Genomic DNA, 24,013 nt, shown 5'->3' on the forward strand with positions numbered 1-24,013 from the left:
GTGGTGGGGGTCAGTCGGCCGGGCGCTCCGCCAGTTCGGCGAGCCGGTGGGCGAGCGGCTCGATCCGGGCCCGCCAGACGGTCAACGCGGCCGTCCGGTCAGCGACCGCTTCGGCCGGCCCGGTCTGCACGAGGACGAGCCGGGCGCCGTGTCCGGTGCCGGCGGTGAGTTCCCAGCGGATTCGGCCGAGCGGACGCCCGGTGGCCGGCCACGCGTATTCCAGCAGACGGGGAGCGTCCAGGGCGGTGATCCCGCCGGCCGGGAACGCCTCGGTGGTGAACCCGGCCGGCGGAACGTCGCCGACCGTGGCCGGTCGGCCGGGGTCCGGTCCGAGCAGGGTGGCCCAGACGGTCTCCGCCGGTTGGGTCAGCTGACGGGCGAACCGCACCCGCCAACCGTCCGGTGTCGCCTCGACGGTGCCGTCGGCCAGCCCGAACGCCTCGACGTACGACTCGTGCAGCAGTGCGGAGGGGCGGTGTTCCGGGCCGGCGGGGCGGCCGTCGACGATCCGCTCCAGTTCGTCCAGGCAGGTACGCCAGCCGGAGGCGTAGCTCGCCGCCGCCGGTCGGTCGTCGAAGGTGTGACGGAACACCAGCAGGCAGCCGGTGTCCTCCGGACGCACCTCGATCCGGAACAGGTCGTCGTCCCAGGTGAAGGCGAACAACCGGGGTGGTTCGTACGCGGTGACCAGCCCGACGGACTCGGTGGCCGGATCGGTCCCGCCGCCGAGGCTGAAGACGATCCGGCCGCCCGGGCGCGGCTCCAGCCGTACCTCGGCCGGGAACCACCGGCTCAGGTGCTCCGGTTGCGTCACCGCCGACCAGACCTTCTCCGGCGGATGCGCCAGCCGTCGTTCGATGTGTAGTGTCTGCCGCCCGTCGACGGTGTCCAACCGCTCGCTCACTGCTTCTCCTCCGGTCGGGTGTCGGTGGCCGGTTCGGTGACGTCCGGCATGGTGTCCAGGTGGCGTTCCAGCGCGTCGAGGCGGCCGGCCCACATCCACCGGTAGGGCGTGAGCCAGGCGTCGAGTTCGGCGAGGGGCTCGGGGCAGAGTTCGTACCAGCGGCGTTGGGCGTCGGGGCGGACCCGGACGAGTCCCGCGTCGCGGAGCACCCGCAGGTGTTTCGAGGTGCCGGGTTGGCTGAGTCCGAGCTGCTCGGTCAGCTCGTTGACCGATCGTGGGCGTTCCCGGAGCAGGTCCAGGATCCGGCGTCGGGTCGGTTCGGCGATGACCTCGAACGGGGTGGCCATGCCGCCGAAAATACCAAGTCAGTAATATGCCAGGCAAGTTATATAACTGACCGGGTGGGCCACCGGTCGTCGAGGGCGGTCGTGGGGTCGGCCGGAGACGGTTGCCGAAAACCCGGGGTAGGAACGGGGGATCGGGGTAAGGAGAGGCGGTCGTCAGGAGGGAACGCGGAGGAGGCCCGGGCGTTGAACTCGTCGGACCTGGACAGTGGCACGATCCTGCGGACGGTCGCCGACGCGGAGGGGTACGTCGCCCGGATCTGTTTCAAGACCGGACCGCCCACCCTGGTCGGCGTCGAACTCGAGTGGACCCTGCACGACGCCGCCGAACCGACCCGCCCGGTCACTCCGGACCGGCTCCGGGCCGCGCTCGGCGCGCATGCCCCGACCACCCTCGCACCGGACGGCCCGGTCACCGCGTTACCCGGCTCCGGCACGGTCAGCGTCGAGCCCGGCGGCCAGGTGGAGATCTCCACCGCACCCCGTCGGTCGCTCCGCGACCTGCACGAACACACCAGCACCGACATCCGGCACCTCAGCGGGCTGCTCGCCGCCGACGGGCTGGCCCTCGGCCGCACCGGAATCGACCCCTACCGGGCTCCGACCCCGGTCGTCGACACCCCCCGCTACCGGGCGATGCGATGCGCCTTCGACCGCTTCGGCGCGGCCGGCCGGACGATGATGTACAGCACCGCCGGCCTGCAGGTCTGCCTCGACGCCGGTACCGCCGACCAGGTCGTCGACCGTTGGGTGGTGGCGCACGCGCTCGGGCCGCCGTTGCTCGCGGTCTTCGCCACCGCACGCCGGCACCGGTGTCGGGAGACCGGCTGGGCGTCCGCCCGGATGGCCGCCTGGTTGTGCATCGACCCGGCCCGGACCCGCCCGGCCTGGTCGCCGTCCGCCGCCGTCGACCCGGCCACCGCCTGGGCCCGCTACGCACTGGCCGCGCCCCTGCTCTGCGTACGCCGGGACGGCGACGACTGGGCCGCGCCGCCCGGGGTCAGCTTCCGGGACTGGCTGGCCGGGGCGCTGCCCCGGCCGCCGACCACCGCCGACCTGGACTACCACCTCAGCACCCTCTTCCCGCCGGTACGCCCGCGCGGCTACCTCGAACTGCGCTATCTCGACGCCCAGCCGGACGGGGAGTGGATCGCCCCGGTCGCGTTGCTCAGCGCGTTGCTCGACGACGACCGGACCCGCGACGCCGCCCGAGCGGTGGCCGAGCCGGTCGCCGGCCGGTGGGCGGAGGCGGCCCGGCGTGGACTGCGGGACCCGGTGCTGGCCCGGGTCGCCGACGAGGTGCTGGACCTGGGCCTGCGGGCGCTGGACCGGACCGGTCTGCCGGTGCCGGTGCGGACGGAGATCGAACGGATCGTGGCGGGCCGGCTGGCCGCCGCGCGGGAGGGAGGACCATGAGCCACACCGAAGAGCTGACCGGCACCGGCGAGCGGACCGGCGTCGCGGAACTGGCCGGGTCGGGCGAACGGCTGCGCGGACGGATCCACGCGGAACTGACCCGGGCGCGGCGGCGCAGCCAACTGCTCACCGACGCGGTCGACGAGCACGACCTGGTACGCCAGCACTCGCCGATCATGTCGCCGCTGGTCTGGGACCTGGCCCACGTCGGCAACCAGGAGGAACTGTGGCTGGTCCGGGACGTCGGCGGCCGCGACCCGGTCCGCAGCGACATCGACGACCTGTACGACGCCTTCAAACACCCCCGCCGGGACCGTCCGGCGCTGCCGCTGCTCGGACCGGTCGAGGCCCGCTCCTACGTGGCGACCGTCCGGGACAAGGTCCTCGACCTGCTCGACGGGGTCCGGTTCGGGGACCGTCGGCTGCTCGCCGACGGATTCGCGTTCGGCATGATCGCCCAACACGAGCAGCAGCACGACGAGACGATGCTCGCCACCCACCAGTTGCGGGTGGGACCGCCGGTGCTGACCGCGCCGCCGCCACCACGGGCGACGGTACCGGTCGCCGGTGAGGTGCTGATCCCGGCCGGCGCGTTCGTGATGGGTACCTCGACCGACCCGTGGGCGCTGGACAACGAGCGTCCGGGGCACCGGGTGGAACTGCCCGCGTACCTGATCGACGCCGCCCCGGTGACCAACGCGGCGTACCTCGCCTTCGTCGCCGACGGCGGGTACGCGGACCCGCGCTGGTGGAGTGAGGCCGGGTGGCGGCACCGGTGTGAGGCCGACCTGGTCGCGCCGATGCACTGGCGGCGGGACGGCGCGGACTGGGGCTACCTGCGGTTCGGCCGGTTCTCGCCACTGATCCCGGACGAGCCGGTGGTACACGTCGGCTACCACGAGGCCGAGGCGTACGCGGCGTGGGCCGGGAAGCGGCTGCCGACCGAGGCCGAGTGGGAGAAGGCGGCCCGCTGGGACCCGGACACCGGCCGGTCCCGCCGCTATCCGTGGGGTGACGGGGAGCCGACGCCGGAGCACGCGAACCTGGGACAGCGGCACCTGACACCGGCGTCGGTCGGGGCGTACCCGGCCGGTGCCTCGCCGCTCGGCGTACACCAGTTGATCGGGGACGTCTGGGAGTGGACGTCCAGTCCGTTCCAGGGCTACCCGGGGTTCGCGGCGTTCCCGTACCGGGAGTACTCGGAGGTCTTCTTCGGCCCGAGGTACCAGGTGCTGCGGGGTGGCTCGTTCGGCACCGACCCGGTGGCCTGCCGGGGCACCTTCCGCAACTGGGACCTGCCGATCCGCCGGCAGATCTTCAGCGGGTTCCGCTGTGCCCGGGACGCCGGCCCGGAGCGGGCGTACCCCGGTGACCTGGGCCGGACCCGCTGAATGTGCCGCCATCTCGCCTATCTCGGGCCGCCGGTCCCGTTGGCCGCGCTGCTGTTCGACCCGCCGCACTCGCTGGTCCGGCAGTCCTGGGCGCCGCGTGACATGCGGGGCGGCGGCACGGTCAACGCCGACGGCTTCGGGGTCGGCTGGTACGGGGCCGACCCGCTGCCGGTGCGCTACCGCCGGGACCGTCCGATCTGGTCCGATCCGGCGCTGCCGGCGTTGGCCTCGGCGACGGTTTCCGGCGCGGTGCTGGCGGCGGTCCGCTCGGCCACCGTCGGGATGCCGGTGACCGAGTCCGCCGCCGCGCCGTTCGCCGACGGGGCGTGGCTGTTCAGCCTGAACGGGGCGGTTGTCGGCTGGCCGGACTCGGTCGCCGGGCTGGCCGGCCGGCTACCGGTCCGGGACCTGCTCGTGCTGGACGCCCCGACCGACGCCGCCGTGGTGTGGGCGCTGCTGCGGCACCGGCTGCGGGCCGGCGCCTCCCCGGCCGACGCGGTACGCGACACGGTCGGTGAGGTGGCCGCCGCCGCGCCCGGCTCCCGGCTCAACCTGCTGCTCACCGACGGGCACCTGGTGGTGGCCAGCACCGCCGGCCACGCGCTGTCGGTACGCGGCGGCGGGGGATCGGTGCTGGTCTGCTCCGAGCCGCTGGACGACCGCCCGGACTGGCGTCCGGTGCCCGACGGACACCTGGTGGCGGCCACCGCCGACCGGTGCGAGATCCGACCGCAGGACTGGCTGATCGAGGGGGGAAGACGGTGACCGCCGAACCGCTGGAGATCCATCTCACCGACGAGGACCTCGGCCGGGCGTTGCGTGCCGACGTCCGGGCCGGGCTGACCGCCGTGCCGAAGTGGCTGCCGCCGAAATGGTTCTACGACGCCCGGGGCAGTGAGCTGTTCGAGCGGATCACCCGGCTGCCTGAGTACTACCCGACCCGGACCGAACGCGCGGTGCTGGCCGAGCACGCCGGACAGATCGCCCGGATCACCTCGGTCAAGACGCTGATCGAGCTCGGCTCGGGCTCCTCGGAGAAGACCCGGCTGCTGCTCGACGCGCTGACCGGGCGGGGTGACCTGGGCACCTTCGTCCCGTTGGACGTCTCGGTCAGTGCCCTGCGCCAGTCGACCGCACAGATCGCCGCCGACTATCCGGGCCTGCGGGTACGCGGCATCGTCGGCGACTTCACCCGGCACCTGGACCGGCTGCCGACCGGCGGCCGACGGCTGGTGGCCTTCCTCGGCGGAACGATCGGCAACCTGACGCCGGACGAACGCGCGACGTTCCTGCGGTCGACGCGGACGGCCCTGGAGCCGGGCGACTGGCTGCTGCTCGGCACCGACCTGGTCAAGGATCCCGGGGTGCTCGTGCCGGCGTACGACGACGCCGCCGGGGTTACCGCCGAGTTCAACCGGAACGTGCTGCGGGTGCTCAACCGCGAGCTGGGTGCCGACTTCGACCCGGACGCGTTCGACCATGTCGCGCTCTGGGACCCCGGGCGGCGCTGGATCGAGATGCGGCTGCGGGCCCGGTCGCCGCAGCGGGTCCGGGTCCCCGCCCTCGACCTCGAGCTGGACTTCGCCGAGGGCGAGGAGCTGCGCACCGAGATCTCGGCGAAGTTCCGCCCCGAGGACGTGGACGCCGAACTGGGTGCCGCCGGCTTTCCGGTCCGTGCCCGGTGGACCGACCCGGACGGGTGGTACGCGCTGACCCTGGCCCAGGCGACCTGAGCCGACGGCGCCCGCGACGGGCCGGCACTGTCCCGGACCGACCGGCACGGTGACCCGCGACACCGCCGTGCGGCCCCTCCGACCCGGTCCGGTAGGCTGACCGGCAGCGAAGGGGAGTAGCTCCCAACGTCGTGGTCGACACACTGGCGCGTGCTGCGCGCCCGGCCACGCGGCCTCGGTCTCCACCGGGGCGGGCGAGACCTTCGGCTCAGGCAGTAATGCCGGGTCGAGGTCGCCGTACCCCTGTCCCGGCGTCGACCGGGAAAGGGAGTCATGGAGGATTTCAGCGCCGCTCTGGCGATCAGTTTCGGTGTCATCTTCGTCGCCGAGTTGGGTGACAAGTCCCAGTTGATGGCACTGACCTTCGCCACCCGATTCAAGGCGCTACCGGTACTGATCGGCATCACCGTGGCGACCTCGGTGGTGCACCTCGCCTCGGTGGCGCTCGGCGTCGGCCTCGGCGCGGCGCTGCCCACCGGGTGGATCGCGCTGCTCGCCGGGGTGGCCTTCCTGGGCTTCGCGGCCTGGACGTTGCGTGGCGACAAGCTCACCGAGGAGGAGCGCCGCAAGGCGGACCGGACGACCCGGTCCGCGATCATCGCCGTCTCGATCGCCTTCTTCCTGGCCGAACTCGGCGACAAGACCATGCTCGCCACGATCACCCTGGCCACCCAGCACGGCTGGTTCGGCACCTGGCTCGGCTCGACCGTCGGCATGGTCGCCGCCGACGCGCTGGCCATCGCGGTCGGCCGGATCCTCGGCCGCCGTCTTCCGGAGCGGACCATCCGGTACGGCGCCAGCGTGCTCTTCGCGATCTGCGGGTTGTGGCTGCTGTTCGACGCCATCCGTCAGCTGACCTGAGTTGGCCGGCGGGGCCGGTTCGTCAGCCGGCCGCACCCGGTGGCACGGCACCGGGTGTGCCTCGCCCGCCAGTTGGGTACGCCGTACGGACCCGGGACGGGAATTTTGTCCGTTGCCGGCCGGGAACGGAGGACAATCGGGATGAGCAGGCACGACGAGCCCAACGAGTACGGTTTCGCCGGGGACGCGACCGCGCCCGAGCCGGAGCCCCCGCACGAGCGGGACGTGGTGAAGGAGGAGGCCGAGGAGGCCGCGGTGCCGGGTTCGGACCTGTCCCGCGAGTTCCGTGAGGCGCTCGCCGACTCGGAACTGGACGACGACGGGGACGCCGACCAGGGCAGGCCGGCCCGCTGACCGTTGGACCCGGCCGGCCCGCACTCCGCTGGGGCGGCCGGCCGGGTCGGTGGCTACTCCGGCCCGGCCGGTGGACCACTGCTCCGGTCCGGCCGGCGACCCCGATGTTCCGGCCCGTTCGGCGACCGGCTACTCCGGCCGGCCGGGTGACCGTGGCTCAGGCTCGGTCCGCTGGTAGACGTCCGGTACGCCGTCCGCGTCCTCGTCCCGGGTCTCCGCCTCGTGCAGCCGCCGGTACGTGACGTTCCGGCGGGTCAGCACCACCGACGCCAGCAGTGCCGAGGCCAGTGACCCGGCCAGCACGGCCGCCTTCACCAGGCCGCCGGTCTCGGTGCCGGTGCCGAAGGCGAGTTCGCCGATCAGCAACGAGACCGTGAAGCCGATGCCGCCGAGCAGGGCCACGCCGAGCAGGTCCGGCCAGCGGATGCCCTGGTCGAGTTCGGCCCGGGTGAACCGGGACAGCAGGTACGTCGAGCCGAAGATGCCGAGCGCCTTGCCGACGACCAGGCCGGCGACGATCGCCAGGACCACCGGCTCCCGGACCAGCGCGCCGAGGTCGGTGCCGCGCAGGGTCACCCCGGCGGCGAAGAACGCGAAGACCGGTACCGCGACACCGGCCGAGACCGGCCGCCAGCGGTGTTCGAGGTGCTCCGCCATCCGGCGCGGTTCGCCGGGGCGGGTGAGTACCGGCACGGTGAAGCCGAGCAGCACACCGGCGACGGTGGCGTGGATCCCGGAGGCGTGCATCAGCACCCAGCCCAGTACGCCGAGCGGGATCAGCAGCCACCACCAGGGCCGGCGCAGCTGCACCAGGAGTCCGAAGAGAGCGATCGCCAGCAGCGCACCGAGCAGCGGCACCGGCTCCAGGTGGTCGGTGTAGAACACCGCGATGACCCCGATCGCCCCCAGGTCGTCCACCACGGCCAGGGTGAGCAGGAACGCCCGGAGCCCGTGCGGCAGGTGTGAGCCGATCAGGGCGAGGATCGCCAGCGCGAACGCGATGTCGGTGGCCATCGGGATGGCCCACCCGGCGTACCCGGCACCGCCGCGGGCGGCGAGCACCGCCACGTAGACCAACGCGGGCAGGACCATCCCGCCCAGCGCCGCCACCACCGGCACCACGGCCCGACGGGGATCCCGCAGATCCCCGACCACGAACTCCCGTTTGAGTTCGAGGCCGACCACGAAAAAGAAGATCGCCAACAGTCCGTCGGCGGCCCAGGCGCCCAGGCTGAGGTCGAGGTGCAGGGCGGCGCCGCCGGGCCAGGGGACGTACCGGCCGAGGGCGCCGTAGCTCGCCGCCCAGGGGGAGTTCGCCCAGACCAGGGCGATCACCGCGCCCAACAGCAGCAGTCCGCCACCGACCGTCTCGGTGCGCAGCACCGTGGCGACGTACCGGGCCTCCGGCCACGAACTCCGCTGGAAGAAGCGTCGTACGGCGCCGGGCGGCGGGACGGGACGGTGATCGGGCATCCGGGGGCCACCTCGGCTTTCGGGCAGGCTGCGGTCTGTGCCGACCAGACTTCCCGGCGCTCCTGGTGATCACCCTACCCGCCGGGCCGTGGTGACGCCGGACGAGCCCGTCCGGGTTGTCCGCCGAGGCCGGTCGGAGATCGTGTCCCGCTCGTCGCCTTCGACACTTGTTGGCCCTGGTTGCGTCGACTGCGGCTACCGAGGGCGTTCAATCATCTACATTCGGTAGGAAACGTCGAGCGACAAGTGTGAACTTTTCATACTGTCGCATTTTTTCCGAGCACTAGAGGTCTTTGGCACCCCGCGACCGGTTGGTGCTGAGACGGGAGGCCTGGCCTGATGGAGTTGCACAGCTACCTGCGCGCGCTGCGCCAACGCTGGTGGGTGGTACTCGCGACGGTGATGGTCGCGCTTGGTGTCGCCGGGTTCCTGACGGTGCGCGCCACACCGCAGTACGCCTCCTCGGTGACGTTCTTCGTCACCTCGCCCGGACAGGGCATGAGTGACGCGTACCAGGGTGGCCTCTTTCTCCAGCAGCGGGTCAAGTCGTACGTCGACCTGCTGACCAGCGACCGGCTGGCGCAGACCATCGCGGCGGAGGAGCGGGTGGGGCTGACCGCCGACGAGGTCCGGTCGCGGGTCACCGCCCGGGTCGAGGCGGACACCGTGCTGCTCTCCGCGACGGTCGTCGACAGCGACCAGGCCCGGGCGCTGCGGCTGACCGAGGCGCTGGCGGCGCACTTCGTGAAACTCGTGCAGACCATCGAGACCCCGCCCGGCGCCAAGGACGCGCCGATCAAGATCGAGGTGGTCGGCGGCCCCCGGGCCGGCGCCGAACCGGTCTCCCCGCGCCCGATGCGCAACCTGGTCCTGGCCGGCCTGCTCGGCCTGGTGCTCGGGGCCGGCCTCGCGGTGCTGCGCGGGCTGACCGACACCACGGTCCGGGACGGTGAGGCGCTCCAGGAGGCCACCTCGGCACCGCTGCTGGGCAGCATCCCGTACGACGGACAGGCCCGGACGAGCCCGCTGATCGTCGGTGCCGCCGCCCAGACGGCCCGGGCCGAGGCGATGCGCAAACTGCGGACGAATCTCCGCTTCGTCGACGCCCAGGAGCCGGCCCGGGTCATCGCGGTCACCAGCGCGGTGCAGGCCGAGGGGAAGTCGACGCTGGCCTGCAACCTGGCGATCACCCTGGCCGAGGCGGGCTGGCAGGTCCTGCTGGTCGACGCCGACCTGCGCCGCCCCCGGGTGGCGGGTTACCTCGGCATGCCCTCCGGTGCCGGCCTCACCGACGTCCTGATCGGCGAGGTCGCGGTGGAGGACGTGCTGCAGCCCTGGGGCGACAAGTCGCTCCTCGTCCTGCCCGGCGGATCCGTACCGCCGAACCCGAGTGAGCTGCTCGGCTCCAAGGCGATGGCGGACCTGCTGTTGTCGCTGCGCGAACTGACCGACATCGTCATCATCGACACCCCGCCGCTGCTCGCCTTCACCGACGGGGTGGTGGTCGCGGTGCAGGCGGACGGGGCGTTGCTGGTCTCCCGGGGCGGCAAGACGCCACGGGCGCAGAGTGCCGCCGCGGCGCGGGCCCTGCACTCCGTCTCCGCCCGCGTGCTGGGCTGCGTGCTGAACATGTCGAGAGAGAACAAGATCGATGTTGAGCAGTACCGCGCGTACCGGCGGGGTGTGCCGGCGGAGAACCTGCTCGGGACGACGCGGGACGAGTCCCGGGACGGCTCCGACCTGGTGCGGGTCCCCCCGAACGGCGCCGGCCTCGGACTGCCGGTGGACACCGAAGAGTTCAGCCGGGTGTCGCGATGAGTCGTGGCGCCGGCTGGTGGGGTGAGCGGGGGATGAGTGATGAGGATCGGGGTTATCTCGTACTGGTATCCGCCGGAGCCGGCGTTCATACCCGGGTGCCTGGCCGAGGAACTGGCCGAGCGGGGCCACGAGGTCCGGGTGCTGACCGGGTTCCCGAACCACCCGACCGGACAGGTCTATCCCGGTTACCGGCAACGGTGGCGGGACCAGGCCGAGGAGCGCGGGGTCACCGTGCGCCGGGTGCCGAGCTACGTCAGTCATGACGGTACGGCCGCCCGGCGACTCGCCCGGCAGGTGACGTACGCGATGAGCAGTGCGCTGACCGCGCCCGGTTATCTGGCCGGCGTCGACGCGGTGTACGTCTACTTCCCGCCGGCCGGCGCCTACGCGGCGGCCGCCCTGCTCCGGCTGTTGCGGCGGATCCCGGCGGTGGTACACGTCCAGGACGTCTGGCCGGAGGCGGTCACCACGGGTTCCCCGGCCGGCCAGGACAGGCCCGGCACGATGATGCACGGGCTGCTCGGCCGGACCATGCGGGCCATCTACCGGTCCGCCGCCGGGATCGCGGTGATCGCGCCGTCGATGCGGGACGTGGTTGTCGAGCGGGGAGCCGACCCGGACAAGGTGCGGGTGGTGCTCAACTGGACCGACGAGAGGTTGTTCCGGCCGGTGGGGCCGACCCCCTCGGCCCGGCGGGCGATCGGCCACCGGGGCCGTACCACGATCATGCACGCCGGGACGATCGGACCGTTCCAGCGGGTGGACACGGCGGTCCGGGCGGCGGCCTCGCTCGACGGCCGGCTCGACGTGGACCTGGTGCTGGTCGGTTCCGGTCCGGAGGAGCAGCAGAGCCGGCGGCTCGCCGAGGAACTGGGCGCCGGCAACGTACGTTTCCTCGGCTGGCGCCCGCCGACCGAGATGGCCGAACTGTACGCCGCCGCCGAGTACCAGCTGGTCCTGCTGCGCGACCTGCCCGCGTTGCAGGGGGCGGTGCCGTCGAAGTTGCAGGCCGCGCTCTCGGCCGGGGCGCCCGTGGTGGCCTCCGCCGGTGGGGACACGGCGGAGCTGGTCGAACGGGCCCGGGTCGGGCTCTCCTGTCCGCCGGAGGACTGGCAGGCGCTGGCCGACCGCCTCGCGTTGGCCGCGCTGATCCCGAGCGCGGCACGGGACGAGATGGCCCGGCGGGCCCGGGACAGTTACCTGGCCCGGATGTCCCTGCGGGCCGGCGTCGACCAGATGGAACAGATGCTCGCCGAGGCGGCGGCGAGCCGGGGTCGCCGCTAGCGCCGAGTCCGGTCCCGCCGCCACGGCGAGTGCGTCCGCGGATCCACCGCCGCCAAAGCCTCGGTCGCCGCTTGTGAAGCATTTTATGAGCATCTTTCATGAGAAATAGATAAGAGCGGTAAAGGCGCGAAAACGTTCATTACGGACTTATTCGCATGCTATAGAGGTATAGGACAGTACTGGTGTTGTGTCCGGCTTCGTCCCGGATCAGAGAGAGCGGTGGTGGCAGTGGGAGACCTCTCCCCGGGCCGGCGGAACAGAGGCCGCCGGAAGGTTCGGCCGAGACTGCGCCGGATCCTGCTCACCACGCTTGTCGTCACCTGCCTGCTCGCCCTGTCGGTCGGCTGGGTGGGGCTGCGTGGCTGGCAGGCCCGGGGACACCTGGAGAACGCGGCCGACCTCGCCCAGGAGTTGAGTCGCCAGGTGCTGGACGGGGAGACGGCCCAGGCGCGGCGTACGCTGGCCGCCCTGCAACAGCAGACCAGCGCCGCCCGGTCGCGTACCGGTGACGTGGGCTGGCGGGCCGCCTCGCACACGCCGTACGGCGGGTCGACCCTGGTCGCGGTACGCGGGCTGGCGGAAGGGATCGACGAACTGGCCCGCCGGGCGTTTCCGCCCCTGGTGGAACTCGACTTCGAGGTACTGCTGCCCCGGACCGGTCGGATCGACCTGGCCGCGCTGCGCGACGTGATGCCGACGGTGGCCCAGGTGGACACCGCCGTCCAGGAGGTCCGGGAACGGATCTCGGACCTGCCGGCCGACGGGCTGTCCGCCCCGGTCCGGGACGCGGTCCGGCAGACCCGCGCCGAACTGGACCGGCTGGCCACCTTCACCGCCGCCGTACGGCGCAGCGGCGCGCTGCTCCCGGCGCTGCTCGGCGCCAGCGGGCCGCGCACGTACCTGATGGTCTTCCAGAACCTGGCGGAACCGCGGTCGACCGGCGGGATCTTCGGCGCCTACGCCGTCGTCCGGGCCAACGGTGGCGAGGTGAAGATCCTCAGGCAGGGCCCCACCAGCGACCTGGAGATGTTCGACCGGCCGGTGCTCCGGCTCTCCCGGGAACAGCGGGCCCTCTACACCGACCTGCTCGGGATCTATCCCGCCGACGTCAACCTCACCCCGCACTTTCCCACCGCAGCCACGCTCTACCGGGAGATGTACCGGCGGACCGTCGGCGGCACCGTCGACGGGGTGCTCGCCACCGACCCGGTCGCGCTCGCCTACCTGCTCCGCGCGATCGGCCCGGTTCCGGTGGCCGGGCATCCCACCCTCACCGCCGGGACCGCGGTCCGCAGCCTGCTCTCCGACGCCTACCGCCTGCTCGACCAGCCGGCCGAACAGGACGGTTACTTCGCCGCCTCGGCCAGGGCCGTGTTCGACGCGCTGCTGAAGCGTCCGGTCAACCCCCGCGCGGTGGCTCAGGCGGTCGGCACCGCCGCCGCCGAGCGTCGGATCCTGTTCTGGAGTGCCCGACCGGAAGAACAGAAGGAGCTGGTCAACAGCCGGCTGGCCGGGGTCATGCCGGACCGGGAGACGGTGAACAACGTCGGGGTCTTCCTCAACGACGGCAGCGGGGCCAAGCTCGGCTACTACCTGAAGCGCAGCGCCGAGCTGACCGTCGGCGACTGCCGCCCCGACGGCCGCCGGGAACTCCACCTGCGGCTCACCCTGCAGTCGACCGCTCCCTCGTCCGGCCTCAGCAAGTCCGTCCGCGGTCTCGCGCTGGCCGGCGATCCGTACACCGCCCGTCTAGTGATCTACGTCTTCAGCCCGCTCCGAGGCTCACCCGTCGGGGCACGGCTGGACGGCAGGCCGGAACCGATGGGGGGTGGCATCGAGCGTGGACGGCGGGTCGCCGTGCTCGGTGTCGACATCGGCGCCGGACGTACCCGCGTACTGGAGATCAGCCTGTTGACCCAGGCGAACACCAGCGGCGCGGCCGAGTTGTGGCTCACCCCCGGCACGACGCCATGGACCACCCGAGTCAGTTCCGCACCCGCGTGCAACCAGTAGGTCCCGCACGCATCCACGACGTCATGCGATCCGAAGTGACGGCATGAGACCAGTAGAGAGAGGATCCACCATGCGGCTATCCCGCATCATCGGCTCGGCCGTGGCGACGCTCGCCACGGTGGGCGCGTTCGCCATCGCGGGGGCGCCCGCCCAGGCCCAACCGCTACCACAACCGCCCTACCCGCCACAGCCACCGGCGCTGACCACCAGCGACTCGACGGTCGAGGTGGGCGCCGCGTTCACCGTGTTCGGCTCGGGATTCGGCGGTAACGAGCTGGTCCGGCTCGACTTCGCGACCTCACCGCTCGCCGCGCCCGCGCGCGGTGCGCAGCCGGCGGGCGAGGGTTCCGGCGGTGTCGGCGCGATGGACCCGCTCGTCCGCCAAGCCCCGACGGTGTACACCGACCCGACCACCATCACGGTCCGGGCCAACGCCACCGGCGAGTTCTCGGTCCGGGTCAAGTTCACCCGTCAGCAGACCGTGGTGATCACCGGTACCGGGCTGACCACGGGACGGGTGGCCACCACCACGGTGACCATCGTCCGTGGGCAGCCGCCACTGCCGGTGACGGGCAGTGAGACCGGATCCCAGATCACCCTGGGTGCGACCCTGCTGATCGTCGGTGCGCTGCTCGTCCTGATCGCTGTCGCGTGGCGGCGCAAGAACCGTGGTACCGGCGGCCGGTCCCGGGAACTGACCTCGGTCGGCTGACCCCGGCGCTCGGGTCGACACCGCACCTGGCGTCGACCCGGCACCGCGAACGGCGCCCGTCGGACGAGGCCCGCGTCCGGCGGGCGCCTGTCCGCGCGTGGGCACCCGGCGACCGCTGCCGTCACCGGCCGGGCGGGTTCCTCTCCTCGCCCGGCCGCCGCGCACAGTCCGCGTCGAGCCGGTGCACCATCTGCTGGAAGTCGGGGCAGTACAGGAAGTCCTCCGCCGGACAGGCCAACGCGTGGTCGAGCAGGTCGCGGGAGGCGGTCGCCCGGACGATCTGCTGGTCCAGTTCATCCCGGTGGTGCCGCAGCACGGTTCGTCGTGCGGTGGCGTCCTCGGTGGTGAGCATGACCCTGAGCCGGTCGAGCCCGATGCCCACCCGTCGGGCGTGCACGATGATCGCGACCCGGGTCAACTGGTCGCGGCCGTACCGGCGCCGGCCGTTGACCCGGCGGTCGGGCTGGAGCAGGCCGGCCGCCTCCCAGTGCCGCAGGACGTGGGTGGCGAGTCCGAAGTGGCCGGCGAGTTCTCCGATGGTCAACTCGGCGCTGCCGGGATCGTGCCGGGGGCTTGACTTCATGTTGACATTAACATGCACAGTCGACGTCATGGTCAAGCGAGAGAGCGCCCGCGAGGCGTGGAACCGGCGGGCGGCGAACTACGACAACCGGGGCGACCGGGCGGAGCGTATGGCGATCGGGGACAGTCGGGAGTGGATCTGCGCCCGGGCCCGGGGGCGGACCCTCGAGGTCGCGATCGGCACCGGCCGCAACCTGTCCCGCTACCACGACGCCGTCGACCTGGTCGGTGTCGACCTCAGCCCCGGGATGCTCGCGGTGGCCCGACGCCGCGCCGAGGAACTCGGCCGACCGGTGGAGTTGCGCGAGGCGGCGGCGGAGCACCTGCCGTTTCCGGACGCCGGTTTCGACACCGTCGTCTGCACGATGGCGGTCTGCGCGGTCGCCGACCGCGCCGCCGCGATCGCCGAGATGTACCGGGTGCTCCGGCCGGCGGGGACGCTGCTCCTCGTCGACCACGCAGAGCGGCGCTGGTTGCGGGGGAGGCCGGCGGACCTCGCCGTGCGGCAGGGGTTCGTGCCGGAGGCACGGGAACGGCTGCGGCTCGGACTGATCGAGCGGCTGGCCGCACGCCGACCCGGCTGATCCCCCGTGGCTCGACGTGAGGCCCGGTACCGGTGTCCGGTCGCCGCCCTCACCCGGGCAGCGCGGCCCGGACGGCCGGTACCACCTCCTCGGCGAAGATCCGGGACTGCCGTTCCCGGTCGGCGCCGGGCCAGAAGACGAAGGCGTTCATCCGGTGCTCGAGGTGCAACGTGGTCAACGTCTCCACCCATCGCCGTACCGGCCCGTGGAAGGCGTCCCGATCCTCGGCGCTGACCAGGCCCATCACGTTGTACAGCCGGACGATCCGGTCGGGATCCCGGCCGGCGGTACGAGCCGCCTCGTCGATCAGCGGGTGGAGTTCCGCCAACCGGGCCGGTGGCACGTACGGGGCGGAGACCGACCAGCCGTCCGCCTTCGCCCCGACCAGCCGTACCGCCCGGGGTCCGACCACACCGAGCCAGATCCCGATCTCGTGTGCGGGCCGGGGACCGGGCTGGACGCCCTCCAGCGCGTAGTGCCGGCCCTGGTGGGCGTACGGCTCGCCGGCCCAGCTCGCCCGGATGACGTCGATCGCCTCGCTGAGCGCCGCCCGGCCCTGACCCGGGGTGCGGCGCGGCCCGCCCATCCCGGCGATGGCGTCGACGAAACCGCCCGCGCCCAGCCCCAGCTCGAGCCGTCCGCCACTGATCACGTCGAGGCTGGCCGCCTGTTTGGCCAGCATCGCCAGCGGACGCAGCGGCAGGTTCGCCACGTTCGGGAACAGCCGCACCCGGCGGGTCCGGGCGGCCAGCCAGGTCAGCACCGTGAACGTGTCGAAGAATCCCGGGTTGTACGGGTGGTCCTGCACGCCGACGTACTCGAGGCCGTTGTCGTCGGCGATCACCGCGATCCGTTCGGCGATGGCCAGCCCACCGACGTTCGGGTCCGCGTTCAGGCCGAATCTCACCGCGTGCGCCATGCCCACCAGTCTGGCACCGTCGCCCCGGTCACCGGCCTGCGTGACCTGACCCACGCGTACGCTCGGACGGGTGAGCAGCACCGAACCGATGCTTGGACAGACCGTGCCACCCGCGGCGACCGCCGTGGCCGAGCCGACCAACGTCCTGTTGCCGGGCCACGACGTACCGCTGGGGCGCTACACCACGGTGCGCCGGCTGCTCCCGCAACGCCCGCGCCGCACCATCGGCGCCTGGTGCTTCGTCGACCACTTCGGCCCGGACAATGTCGCCAACCGGCCCGGCATGGGCATCGGTCCGCACCCGCACACCGGATTGCAGACGGTCACCTGGCTGGTGCACGGCGAGATCCGCCACCTGGACAGTCTCGGCAGCGACCAGCTCATCCGGCCGGGGCAGCTCAACGTGATGACCTCCGGCCGGGGCATCGCGCACGCCGAGTACTCCCCACCCGACCATCCGCCCACCCTGCACGGACTGCAGCTCTGGGTGGCGCTGCCGGACGCCGCCCGTTCCGGCCCGCCGGGTTTCGCCCACCACGCCGACCTGCCGGTGCTGACGGACGGGGACGTCTCGGTGACGGTCCTGGTCGGCGAGTTCGGCGGTGCCCGCTCGACGGCGGTGGTGCACACGCCGTTGCTCGGCGCCCAGCTCCGGCTACCGCGCGGCGGCACCGCCCGGGCGCCGCTGCACGGCGACTTCGAGCACGGTGTGCTGGTGATGTCGGGCGCGGTCGAGGTCGCCGGGATCCCGCTCACCCCCGGCTCGCTGCTCTATCTCGGGACCGGCCGGCGGGAGCTGGAGCTGCGCGCGGAGGGCCCGGCCCGGCTGATGCTGCTGGGCGGCGAGCCGTTCGACGAGCCGTTGGTGATGTGGTGGAACTTCGTCGGCCGTTCGCACGAGGAGATCGTCGAGGCCCGGACGGAGTGGATGGCCGGGGGTCCCCGGTTCGGCCGGGTGCACGGGGACGACAGCGCGCCCCTGCCGGCGCCGACGATGCCGACCACCCGGCTCAAGAGCCGCGACCGGCACGGCCGTACCGTCGGATGACGGTCCGTCGCCGGCGCGACCTCCGGGTGCCGGTCCGGCACTGACCGGTCGGCTGTGCCGGGAGCAGGGTCCGAACCGGGCTGGTGGCGGAATCGGCGGCTCCGGGTTGCTTTGCCCTGAGCCGTCGTGGGTAGTCGCCGGGCATGGCAACCACTGCGACCGCGAGCGTCGAGGAACGCAGGCGGCTCGCCCGTCGACTGGCGGGCCGGGGCCGGGGCTTCGCCGAGGAGTGCGGCATCCGGGTCACCAACAACCCGGCGAGTCTCTTCCAGGTGCTCTGTCTGGCGATCCTGCTGCGTCGTACCGGTGACGTCCGGCGCGCGGTCGAGCCGGCGCTGGCGTTGTCCGGCCGGGGCTGGGAAAGCCCGGCCCGGATGGCCAGGTCCCGGCCCGAGGCGCGCGCCGCCGTGCTGCGTGAGCACGGCCGGGGCGCGGACGCGGACCGGATCGCCGGCACGCTGGGTGACCTCGCCGGCACACTGGTTGCGCGTTACCAGGGCGACCTGCGTCGAGTCCGGGTCGCGGCCGGGTACCGGCCGGACCGGGAACGGACCCTGCTCGGCGAGTTGCCGGGCGTCGACGGCGAGGTGACCGACCTGTTCCTGCGCGAGGTCCAGGCGTTGTGGCGGGAGACCGCCCCGGTCGCCGACCGGCGGGCCCTCACCGCCGCCCGGCGGCTCGGCCTGGGCCGGTCGGCGGCCGAGCTGGCCACCCTCGCCGGGAGCGGCGAGTCCGAGCGGCTGGCCTGGCTGGTCGGTGCGTTGGCCAGGATCGACCTGGAGGACAACTACGACAAAATTGGTCGTTGAGTGATGAAATTGCCGTGCGTTCCCCCACAGTTTCCCCAAAATCTGACCGGACGGATGATGGCGACTCGTAGAATGAGGCAACGGTGATCGCTCATCCGGTTCGGGGAGCGACCGTCGCTCGGTGACCGCGTCCGGTTCGGACGCGTCGACGCCGGGGCACTGTCGGACGTGGTGCCCTGTCCGCGCCATCGCGTGCGCGGACGGGGTGCCTCGTCCGGTGTCGGGACGGCGCCGACAAGGAATCAGGACCCACCGGTCAGTGCGCGAGCCCGGCGAGCAGGTTGATGGTCGCCGCGATGATCACCGCGCCGAACAGGTACGACAACAGGGCGTGCCGGAGCACCGTGGCGCGTACCTGTTTCGACGTCAGGTCGGTGTCGGCCACCTGGAAGGTCATCCCGACGGTGAACGAGAGGTACGCGAAGTCCGTGTACTTCGGCGGCTCCGCCTCGTGGAAGTCCACCCCGCCGTCCTCGCCGGTGTAGTACAGCCGGGCGTACCGGGCGGTGAAGACCGTGTGCACCACGGTCCAGGACAGCAGCACACTGACGATGCCGAGCCCGATGTGGAAGTCGCGCTCCACACCGCGCACCGACTGGTCGGTGGCGAGCAGGATACCGATGGCGAGCAGGCTGGCCAGGCCGGCGACGAGCAGCACGACGTCCCGGACCGCCCGGCTCGGGTCCTCCCGGACGGCCAGTTCGGCGGTCTCCTGCCAGGTCCGTGGCCACAGCACCAGCCAGGCCCAGATCAGGTACGTCACCGCCGCCGCGTCCCAGCCGATCAGCGGGCCCATCACCGGGGAGTGCAGCAGCGTCGTCGGTATCCCGACGCAGAGGCCGACGACCGTGATGACGGTCATCTGCAGCGAGGCCCGAGGCGGGGTACGCCGGCTGCGCCCCATCCGTACGCGGGGTCAGATCTGGCGCATGTGCCGGGCCACCCGCTGGTGCGTACGGTTGCGGGTCTTCGCGGCCAACTCGGCGGGGGAGGCGTCCGGAGCCAGGTCGGTGGCGGCCGAACGGGCCACCTCCTCGGTGTTCCGGTAGTCGACCGGCGGCATCGCCCGCAACGCCTGCAACACCTCCCGTGGCGCGCCCGCGCGTTCGGCCTCCCGGACGATGTCCTCCTTCGGCGCCGGGAAGTCCATCGACTGCAGATAACGCAGTACGTCCGCGTTGGTCACCATGGGATTGCGCTCCTCGCCGGTTGTCTGCTCCACCGGCCGGCCGGATACCCGCTGCGGCGACGGTCACGCCTGCCTCCCCGGGGTATATCGGTGGGCCGCCCGGGGCCGGTGCGACTACTCTCGCCGGATGCTCAGTGGCCCCGTCCGGTACCGCTCCGACGACGAGGACAGTGCCCGCTGGCACGGTTTTCCGTACCGAACGGGCGACATCGTGATCAGCACCCGTTCGAAGAGCGGTACCACCTGGATGCAGATGATCTGCGCGCTGCTGGTGTTCCGGCGGCCGGAGCTGCCGGCCCCGCTGGCGGAACTCTCGCCCTGGCTGGACTGGCTGATCGTCCCCCGGGAGGAGGTCCTCGCCCGGCTGGCCGCGCAATCCCACCGTCGGTTCATCAAGACCCACACCCCGCTGGACGGTCTCCCGCTGGACCCGGCGGCCACGTACATCGTGGTCGCCCGGGATCCGCTGGACATGGCGGTCTCCCTCTACCACCAGGGCGGCAACCTCGACCGGGAGCGGATCCGGCAGCTCACCGGTCAGCCGGCCCCGACCGCCCCGCCGGCTCCCCGACCGCCGCTGCGGGAGTGGTTGCTGCGCTGGATCGACCGCGAGGTCGAGCCGGCCGACGCCCTCGACTCGTTGCCCGGCGTGTTCTGGCACCTCTCCGACGCGTGGGCGCGGCGCGACCAGCCGAACATCCTGCTCGTGCACTACGCGGACCTCACCGCCGACCTCGGTGGCGAGATGCGCCGGATCGCCGGCCGGCTCGGCGTCGAGGTGCCGGAGTCGCAGTGGCCCCGGCTGGTCGAGGCGGCGACCTTCGACCGGATGCGGGCCCGGGCCGACCGGTTGGCCCCCGACCCCTCCGGGATCCTGAAGGACCGCGCGGCGTTCTTCCGCCGTGGCGGTTCGGGGTCGGGCCGTGAGTTGCTCAGCGCCGACGAACTCGCCCACTACCGGGCCCGGGCGGCCCGGCTGGGCCCACCCGGGCTGATCGCCTGGCTGCACCGGGAGTGGGAGCCGGTGACCACCCGCTGATCCCGGCCCGACCCGGCGCAACCGGGTCAGGCCACCGAGCCGGCGTCCCGGAGCCGGCGGATCCGCGCGGCGTCCAGGCCCAGCACCTCGGCCAGGAGTTCGTCGGTGTGCTCACCGGGCTGTGGCGGGGGACGGCGGATCGCCCCGGGGGTACGGCTGAACCGGGGCGCCGGCGCGGGCTGTGTCCTGCCGGCGTGCTCGACGAAGACCCGTCGCGCCGCCAGGTGCGGGTGCTCCGGTGCCTCCCGCCAGTCGAGCACCGGCACCACGCAGGCGTCGGTGTGCTCCAGCAGCCCGGCCCAGTCGTCCCGGCTCCGGGTCCGGAACAGTCGTGCCCAGGCCCGCCGCAGGGCCGGCCAGTTCGCCGGGTCGTCCCGGTCGAGCGCCTCGTCCGGCGGCAGCGGGAAACCGGTGAGCCGGACCAGTTCGGCGTAGAACCTCGGTTCGATCGCGCCGACCGCCAGATAACCGCCGTCGGCACACTCGTACGTGTCGTAGTACGGCGCACCGCCGTCCAACATGTTGACCCCACGGGCGTCCTGCCAACGGCCCATCCCGCGCAGACTGTGGATCATGGTGGAGAGCAGCGACACCCCGTCCACCATGGCCGCGTCCACCACCTGCCCGGATCCGCCGCCGCGTACCTCGTACAGCGCGCAGACCACACCGAGGGCCAGCAGCATGCCGCCCCCGCCGAAGTCGCCGACCAGGTTCATCGGCGGCACCGGTCGCTCGCCGGCCCGGCCGATCCCGTGCAACGTGCCGGTCAGGGCCAGGTAGTTGATGTCGTGTCCGGCGTTCCCGGCGTTCGGGCCGTCCTGCCCCCAGCCGGTCATCCGCCCGTAGACGAGCCGGGGGTTGGCCGCGAGACACTCCGCCGGCCCCAGGCCGAGCCGTTCGGCGACGCCGGGTCGGAAGCCCTCGACGAGGACGTCGGCGGTGCCGGCCAGGTCGAGCACCAACTGCCGCCCCGCCGGCTGCTTCAGGTCGACCGCGAGGGAGCGGCGCCCCCGGTTGAGCAGGTCGGGATGGGCGGTGCCGAACCGCTCCGGTCGTACCTCGGCGACCCGGTCGACCCGGATCACGTCCGCGCCGAGGTCGGCCAGGACCATCGCGGCGAACGGAGCCGGCCCGATGCCGGCCAGTTCGACGAGGCGGACACCACGGAGAGGGCCGGGCGCGGGTGCCGGCCGGGCATCGGTCATCGCAGCACGATAGGACACCCGGGCCGGGGCTGGCGGGTACGACGGCCGGCAGGGCTTATCGTCGGCGAGGGAGTCACCAACCGTGTCCGCCATCGGACACTCCGCACCCGACGTGGTGCACCGGACGTGCGTACCCGGCGCGGCGGCTTCGGCCCGGTCCGGTGCGGCGTACCGGTGGGGTGGCGGCGTCCGGGCAGGGCGAGGCAGAGGCGGAGCGGAACCAGATGCGTACCGGCGAGCACGTGGACCCGGCTGCGGCCGTACCGGGAACGGGACCGGAGCCCGGGGGACTGGCCGCACCCGGTTCTCCGGATCGGGCGGAGCGGGGCTGGTGGTGGCGACTGGTCGACGCGCCGCCACCGACCCGGGCCGAACGCCTCGGCCGCTGGGTCGGGCTGCGGGTGCTCCGGATCCCCGGCCGAGGGCGGCTGCTGGTCGTCGCCGGGTCGGTGGACCGGCTCCGGGACCTGCTCACCATGCCGGTGTCGATCACCCCGACCCGGCGTACGACGGTCCTGGTGGCGTACTGGCGGGCGCCCTGGCGGGGCTGGGCGCACGGCATCGGCCCGCTCGACCACCTCCGTCGGCACCGGGTGACGCTGCCCCGTGGCGGCCGTGGCCCCGCCAGCGTCGCGGTCCGGCTCTCCCGGCCGGCGCGACTGCGCGACGTGGTACGGGCGGCGCTGGCCGCGCTGACTCCGGACCGGCCGCTGCCCGCCCCGGCCAGTGCGGAGCTGACCTGCTGGGACACCCTGCCGGGATACCTGCCCGCCGGGCCGGTCGCGGTGCTGACCGGGCCCCGGCTGCCGGCCGGTACCGAGATCCGTGCCCACGACCTCGTGCTGTGGGCGGGGGACCGGGCCGACTCCGCACACCGCGTCGACCCGGTAGCGGAGCCGCCCGGCAAGGCGTCGCGCACGGCCGACCCGGTAGCGGACACACCCGGCCCGGCGTCGCGCCCGGCCGACTCACCGCCGGGCGCCGGCAGCCCGTCATCGGGGGACGTCGAGCCGGCGTACGCGGTGGGCTGGCACGCCGGCCGACACGGACTGCGGACCGATGCCGGTCCGGTGGCGGTGCTGGTGGACGCGCGGCGGGTCAACCCCCGGGGCCGTCGCGCCGACTCCTACCGCCCGGACGCCCCCCGGATCCGGCTGGACTTCGTCTCGGATCCGCGGGGACGGCGACGCCCGGGTGCCGGCCGACTGGACGGACCGGGGCTGACCGCCGCCGACCTCGCCACCCTCCGCCAGGTCGGGACCGTCGACTGCGGCACCGTGCCGGACGCCGACCCGGTGGCGGTGGCGGCGCTGCTGGTGCAGGTGGCGATGACCGGGGCGACCCTGTCCGCCCCGACCCTGCCGGACCGGGTCGCCGGGCTGCTCACCCCAGAACTGCGGGAGACTGTCGGCGCGCCGGTGCCGCAGACGGACCCGCTGGCCCGCGAGGCGCGCAGCGTACGGCAGCGGCGGGCGGCCCTGCGCGGCCACGCCACCGGGTTCGCGCTGCCGCGACTCGCCGCCGCCCCGTTCCCCGGACTGCCCCGCCCACCGTCGGTGAGCGCGATCCTGGCCACCCGCCGCCCCGACCTGCTCCCCGAGGCGGTACGGACGATCGTCGGGCAGACGTACCCGGAGTTGGAGGTGGTGCTCTGCCTGCACGGGTGTGCACTGCCCGAGCCGGTACGCGACCTGCTCGCCGCCAGCGGACGACCGTACGAGATCGTCGAGGTGCCGGGGGCCCTCAGTTTCGGCGAGGCGTTGGGTGCCGCCACCGGTCGCGCCCGGGGCAGCCTGGTCACCAAGTTCGACGACGACGACAGCTACGGCCCGGAACACGTCTGGGATCTGGTGCTGGCCCGGCACTACTCCGGGGCGACGGTGGTGGGCAAGGGTTCCGAGTTCGTCCACCTGGAGACGCTGGACGTGACCATCCGACGGCCGTCCGGTGCCGCCGAGAGCGACGCCGAGGTGGTGGCCGGCGGAACCATGCTGATCGCCCGGGGCGACCTCGAATCGGTCGGCGGCTGGCGGCCGGTGCCACGTTCGGTCGACCTGGGACTGTTGCGGCGGGTCCGTCGGGACGGCGGCATCGTCTACCGCACCCATCCGTTCGGTTACGTCTACCACCGCCGGGCCACCGGCCACACCTGGGATCCCGGCCAGGAGTACTTCCTGGAAAGCGCGTACGCCCGCTGGCCCGGCCTGCCCGCCGAACTGCTGGACGGACCCGTCCCACCGTCCGGGGCGGACCGACCCGTCACGCCTCCCGGTCACCGGCGACCCGGGTCGGCGGGACCGGAGCACCGAGGCTGAGCCTTGTCCGGGTTCCCCGA

At 73.1% G+C, this 24,013-nt stretch carries 23 protein-coding genes; 15 read left to right on the forward strand and 8 right to left on the reverse strand.

Annotated elements, in window-relative coordinates; all coding sequences use genetic code 11:
• Nucleotides 1-10 precede the first annotated feature (10 nt).
• Nucleotides 11-904 carry an SRPBCC family protein gene (locus V1633_RS14630; RefSeq protein ID WP_331214845.1) on the reverse strand — a complete coding sequence of 298 codons (894 nt, stop codon included), beginning with the start codon at nucleotides 902-904 and terminating at the stop codon, nucleotides 11-13.
• Entirely contained in the window at nucleotides 901-1,251 is a 351-nt protein-coding gene (locus tag V1633_RS14635; protein WP_331214846.1) for an ArsR/SmtB family transcription factor, read from the reverse strand. Before V1633_RS14635 ends, V1633_RS14630 begins: the two co-directional genes overlap by 4 nt.
• A gap of 183 nt (nucleotides 1,252-1,434) precedes the next feature.
• Between V1633_RS14635 and egtA the strand changes: the two genes are divergently transcribed.
• The 6 genes from egtA to V1633_RS14665 all read left to right on the forward strand — a co-directional run bounded on the left by egtA (nucleotide 1,435) and on the right by V1633_RS14665 (nucleotide 7,003).
• A complete protein-coding gene (egtA, locus tag V1633_RS14640) occupies nucleotides 1,435-2,664 on the forward strand; it encodes an ergothioneine biosynthesis glutamate--cysteine ligase EgtA (protein WP_331214847.1) in 1,230 nt (409 codons plus the stop codon).
• Nucleotides 2,661-4,055, forward strand: a complete 1,395-nt coding sequence (gene egtB / locus V1633_RS14645; RefSeq protein ID WP_331214848.1) for an ergothioneine biosynthesis protein EgtB — start codon at nucleotides 2,661-2,663, stop codon at nucleotides 4,053-4,055. Before egtA ends, egtB begins: the two co-directional genes overlap by 4 nt.
• Nucleotides 4,056-4,820, forward strand: a complete 765-nt coding sequence (gene egtC / locus V1633_RS14650) for an ergothioneine biosynthesis protein EgtC (RefSeq protein ID WP_331214849.1) — start codon at nucleotides 4,056-4,058, stop codon at nucleotides 4,818-4,820. It abuts the gene before it with no gap.
• On the forward strand, nucleotides 4,817-5,788 hold the full coding sequence (gene egtD, locus V1633_RS14655; protein ID WP_331214850.1) for an L-histidine N(alpha)-methyltransferase: 972 nt from the start codon (nucleotides 4,817-4,819) through the stop codon (nucleotides 5,786-5,788). Before egtC ends, egtD begins: the two co-directional genes overlap by 4 nt.
• 273 nt (nucleotides 5,789-6,061) lie before the next feature.
• Nucleotides 6,062-6,649: a TMEM165/GDT1 family protein gene (locus V1633_RS14660; protein ID WP_331214851.1), complete on the forward strand. Its 588-nt coding sequence runs from the start codon at nucleotides 6,062-6,064 to the stop codon at nucleotides 6,647-6,649.
• 141 nt (nucleotides 6,650-6,790) lie between these two features.
• Complete coding sequence (locus V1633_RS14665; protein WP_331214852.1) at nucleotides 6,791-7,003, forward strand: hypothetical protein; 213 nt, start codon at nucleotides 6,791-6,793, stop codon at nucleotides 7,001-7,003.
• A 129-nt stretch (nucleotides 7,004-7,132) separates the two neighbouring features.
• Here the strand turns inward: V1633_RS14665 and nhaA are convergent, their stop codons facing one another.
• Nucleotides 7,133-8,476 carry a Na+/H+ antiporter NhaA gene (gene nhaA, locus V1633_RS14670; protein WP_331214853.1) on the reverse strand — a complete coding sequence of 448 codons (1,344 nt, stop codon included), beginning with the start codon at nucleotides 8,474-8,476 and terminating at the stop codon, nucleotides 7,133-7,135.
• 339 nt (nucleotides 8,477-8,815) lie between these two features.
• Between nhaA and V1633_RS14675 the strand changes: the two genes are divergently transcribed.
• From V1633_RS14675 to V1633_RS14690, 4 genes are all read left to right on the forward strand, one after another.
• Nucleotides 8,816-10,294 carry a polysaccharide biosynthesis tyrosine autokinase gene (locus tag V1633_RS14675; RefSeq protein WP_331214854.1) on the forward strand — a complete coding sequence of 493 codons (1,479 nt, stop codon included), beginning with the start codon at nucleotides 8,816-8,818 and terminating at the stop codon, nucleotides 10,292-10,294.
• Between the two features lie 39 nt (nucleotides 10,295-10,333).
• Nucleotides 10,334-11,578 (forward strand): glycosyltransferase family 4 protein, encoded by a 1,245-nt coding sequence (locus tag V1633_RS14680; RefSeq protein ID WP_331214855.1) that lies wholly within the window; start codon nucleotides 10,334-10,336, stop codon nucleotides 11,576-11,578.
• A 222-nt stretch (nucleotides 11,579-11,800) separates the two neighbouring features.
• Nucleotides 11,801-13,591 (forward strand): DUF4012 domain-containing protein, encoded by a 1,791-nt coding sequence (locus tag V1633_RS14685; RefSeq protein WP_331214856.1) that lies wholly within the window; start codon nucleotides 11,801-11,803, stop codon nucleotides 13,589-13,591.
• 70 nt (nucleotides 13,592-13,661) lie between these two features.
• Nucleotides 13,662-14,303 (forward strand): hypothetical protein, encoded by a 642-nt coding sequence (locus V1633_RS14690; protein WP_331214857.1) that lies wholly within the window; start codon nucleotides 13,662-13,664, stop codon nucleotides 14,301-14,303.
• Nucleotides 14,304-14,424: 121 nt separating this feature from the next.
• Here V1633_RS14690 and V1633_RS14695 read toward each other — a convergent pair whose 3' ends face one another.
• The gene (locus V1633_RS14695) at nucleotides 14,425-14,886 is read right to left on the reverse strand and encodes a MerR family transcriptional regulator (protein WP_331214858.1); all 462 of its coding nucleotides are present in this window, start codon (nucleotides 14,884-14,886) and stop codon (nucleotides 14,425-14,427) included.
• A gap of 28 nt (nucleotides 14,887-14,914) precedes the next feature.
• Here V1633_RS14695 and V1633_RS14700 point away from each other — a divergent pair, with 28 nt between their 5' ends.
• On the forward strand, nucleotides 14,915-15,469 hold the full coding sequence (locus tag V1633_RS14700) for a class I SAM-dependent methyltransferase (RefSeq protein ID WP_331214859.1): 555 nt from the start codon (nucleotides 14,915-14,917) through the stop codon (nucleotides 15,467-15,469).
• A 49-nt stretch (nucleotides 15,470-15,518) separates the two neighbouring features.
• Here V1633_RS14700 and V1633_RS14705 read toward each other — a convergent pair whose 3' ends face one another.
• Nucleotides 15,519-16,469 (reverse strand): LLM class flavin-dependent oxidoreductase, encoded by a 951-nt coding sequence (locus V1633_RS14705; RefSeq protein ID WP_331214860.1) that lies wholly within the window; start codon nucleotides 16,467-16,469, stop codon nucleotides 15,519-15,521.
• Between V1633_RS14705 and V1633_RS14710 the strand changes: the two genes are divergently transcribed.
• Entirely contained in the window at nucleotides 16,459-17,436 is a 978-nt protein-coding gene (locus tag V1633_RS14710) for a pirin family protein (protein WP_331214861.1), read from the forward strand. The two genes, V1633_RS14705 and V1633_RS14710, sit on opposite strands and share 11 nt — an antisense overlap.
• A 143-nt stretch (nucleotides 17,437-17,579) precedes the next feature.
• A complete protein-coding gene (locus V1633_RS14715; protein WP_331214862.1) occupies nucleotides 17,580-18,245 on the forward strand; it encodes a hypothetical protein in 666 nt (221 codons plus the stop codon).
• Nucleotides 18,246-18,501: 256 nt separating this feature from the next.
• Here V1633_RS14715 and V1633_RS14720 read toward each other — a convergent pair whose 3' ends face one another.
• Nucleotides 18,502-19,107 carry a DUF1345 domain-containing protein gene (locus tag V1633_RS14720; protein ID WP_331214863.1) on the reverse strand — a complete coding sequence of 202 codons (606 nt, stop codon included), beginning with the start codon at nucleotides 19,105-19,107 and terminating at the stop codon, nucleotides 18,502-18,504.
• Nucleotides 19,108-19,161: 54 nt separating this feature from the next.
• Complete coding sequence (locus V1633_RS14725) at nucleotides 19,162-19,467, reverse strand: DUF2795 domain-containing protein (protein WP_331214864.1); 306 nt, start codon at nucleotides 19,465-19,467, stop codon at nucleotides 19,162-19,164.
• A gap of 94 nt (nucleotides 19,468-19,561) precedes the next feature.
• Between V1633_RS14725 and V1633_RS14730 the strand changes: the two genes are divergently transcribed.
• Nucleotides 19,562-20,473, forward strand: coding sequence for a sulfotransferase domain-containing protein (locus V1633_RS14730; protein ID WP_331214865.1), 912 nt, complete (start codon nucleotides 19,562-19,564; stop codon nucleotides 20,471-20,473).
• Nucleotides 20,474-20,499: 26 nt separating this feature from the next.
• On the opposite strand, the gene V1633_RS14735 is transcribed toward V1633_RS14730, so the two are convergent.
• The gene (locus V1633_RS14735) at nucleotides 20,500-21,678 is read right to left on the reverse strand and encodes a CaiB/BaiF CoA transferase family protein (RefSeq protein ID WP_331214866.1); all 1,179 of its coding nucleotides are present in this window, start codon (nucleotides 21,676-21,678) and stop codon (nucleotides 20,500-20,502) included.
• 161 nt (nucleotides 21,679-21,839) lie between these two features.
• Between V1633_RS14735 and V1633_RS14740 the strand changes: the two genes are divergently transcribed.
• Complete coding sequence (locus V1633_RS14740) at nucleotides 21,840-23,993, forward strand: glycosyltransferase family 2 protein (protein ID WP_331214867.1); 2,154 nt, start codon at nucleotides 21,840-21,842, stop codon at nucleotides 23,991-23,993.
• Nucleotides 23,994-24,013: the final 20 nt, after the last annotated feature.

This window comes from Plantactinospora sonchi (assembly GCF_036422035.1).
Classification (GTDB): domain Bacteria; phylum Actinomycetota; class Actinomycetes; order Mycobacteriales; family Micromonosporaceae; genus Plantactinospora; species Plantactinospora sonchi.

What these genes read in the sequence shown, in the direction of transcription:
- V1633_RS14700 (WP_331214859.1), top strand. Translation starts at nt 14,915, where the DNA reads ATGGTCAAGCGAGAGAGCGCCCGCGAGGCGTGGAACCGGCGGGCGGCG.
- nhaA (WP_331214853.1), bottom strand. Translation starts at nt 8,476, where the DNA reads ATGCCCGATCACCGTCCCGTCCCGCCGCCCGGCGCCGTACGACGCTTC.
- egtC (WP_331214849.1), top strand. Translation starts at nt 4,056, where the DNA reads ATGTGCCGCCATCTCGCCTATCTCGGGCCGCCGGTCCCGTTGGCCGCG.
- V1633_RS14690 (WP_331214857.1), top strand. Translation starts at nt 13,662, where the DNA reads ATGCGGCTATCCCGCATCATCGGCTCGGCCGTGGCGACGCTCGCCACG.
- egtB (WP_331214848.1), top strand. Translation starts at nt 2,661, where the DNA reads ATGAGCCACACCGAAGAGCTGACCGGCACCGGCGAGCGGACCGGCGTC.
- V1633_RS14715 (WP_331214862.1), top strand. Translation starts at nt 17,580, where the DNA reads ATGGCAACCACTGCGACCGCGAGCGTCGAGGAACGCAGGCGGCTCGCC.
- V1633_RS14635 (WP_331214846.1), bottom strand. Translation starts at nt 1,251, where the DNA reads ATGGCCACCCCGTTCGAGGTCATCGCCGAACCGACCCGACGCCGGATC.
- V1633_RS14695 (WP_331214858.1), bottom strand. Translation starts at nt 14,886, where the DNA reads ATGAAGTCAAGCCCCCGGCACGATCCCGGCAGCGCCGAGTTGACCATC.
- V1633_RS14680 (WP_331214855.1), top strand. Translation starts at nt 10,334, where the DNA reads ATGAGGATCGGGGTTATCTCGTACTGGTATCCGCCGGAGCCGGCGTTC.
- V1633_RS14730 (WP_331214865.1), top strand. Translation starts at nt 19,562, where the DNA reads ATGCTCAGTGGCCCCGTCCGGTACCGCTCCGACGACGAGGACAGTGCC.
- V1633_RS14720 (WP_331214863.1), bottom strand. Translation starts at nt 19,107, where the DNA reads ATGACCGTCATCACGGTCGTCGGCCTCTGCGTCGGGATACCGACGACG.
- V1633_RS14675 (WP_331214854.1), top strand. Translation starts at nt 8,816, where the DNA reads ATGGAGTTGCACAGCTACCTGCGCGCGCTGCGCCAACGCTGGTGGGTG.
- V1633_RS14660 (WP_331214851.1), top strand. Translation starts at nt 6,062, where the DNA reads ATGGAGGATTTCAGCGCCGCTCTGGCGATCAGTTTCGGTGTCATCTTC.
- V1633_RS14665 (WP_331214852.1), top strand. Translation starts at nt 6,791, where the DNA reads ATGAGCAGGCACGACGAGCCCAACGAGTACGGTTTCGCCGGGGACGCG.
- V1633_RS14735 (WP_331214866.1), bottom strand. Translation starts at nt 21,678, where the DNA reads ATGACCGATGCCCGGCCGGCACCCGCGCCCGGCCCTCTCCGTGGTGTC.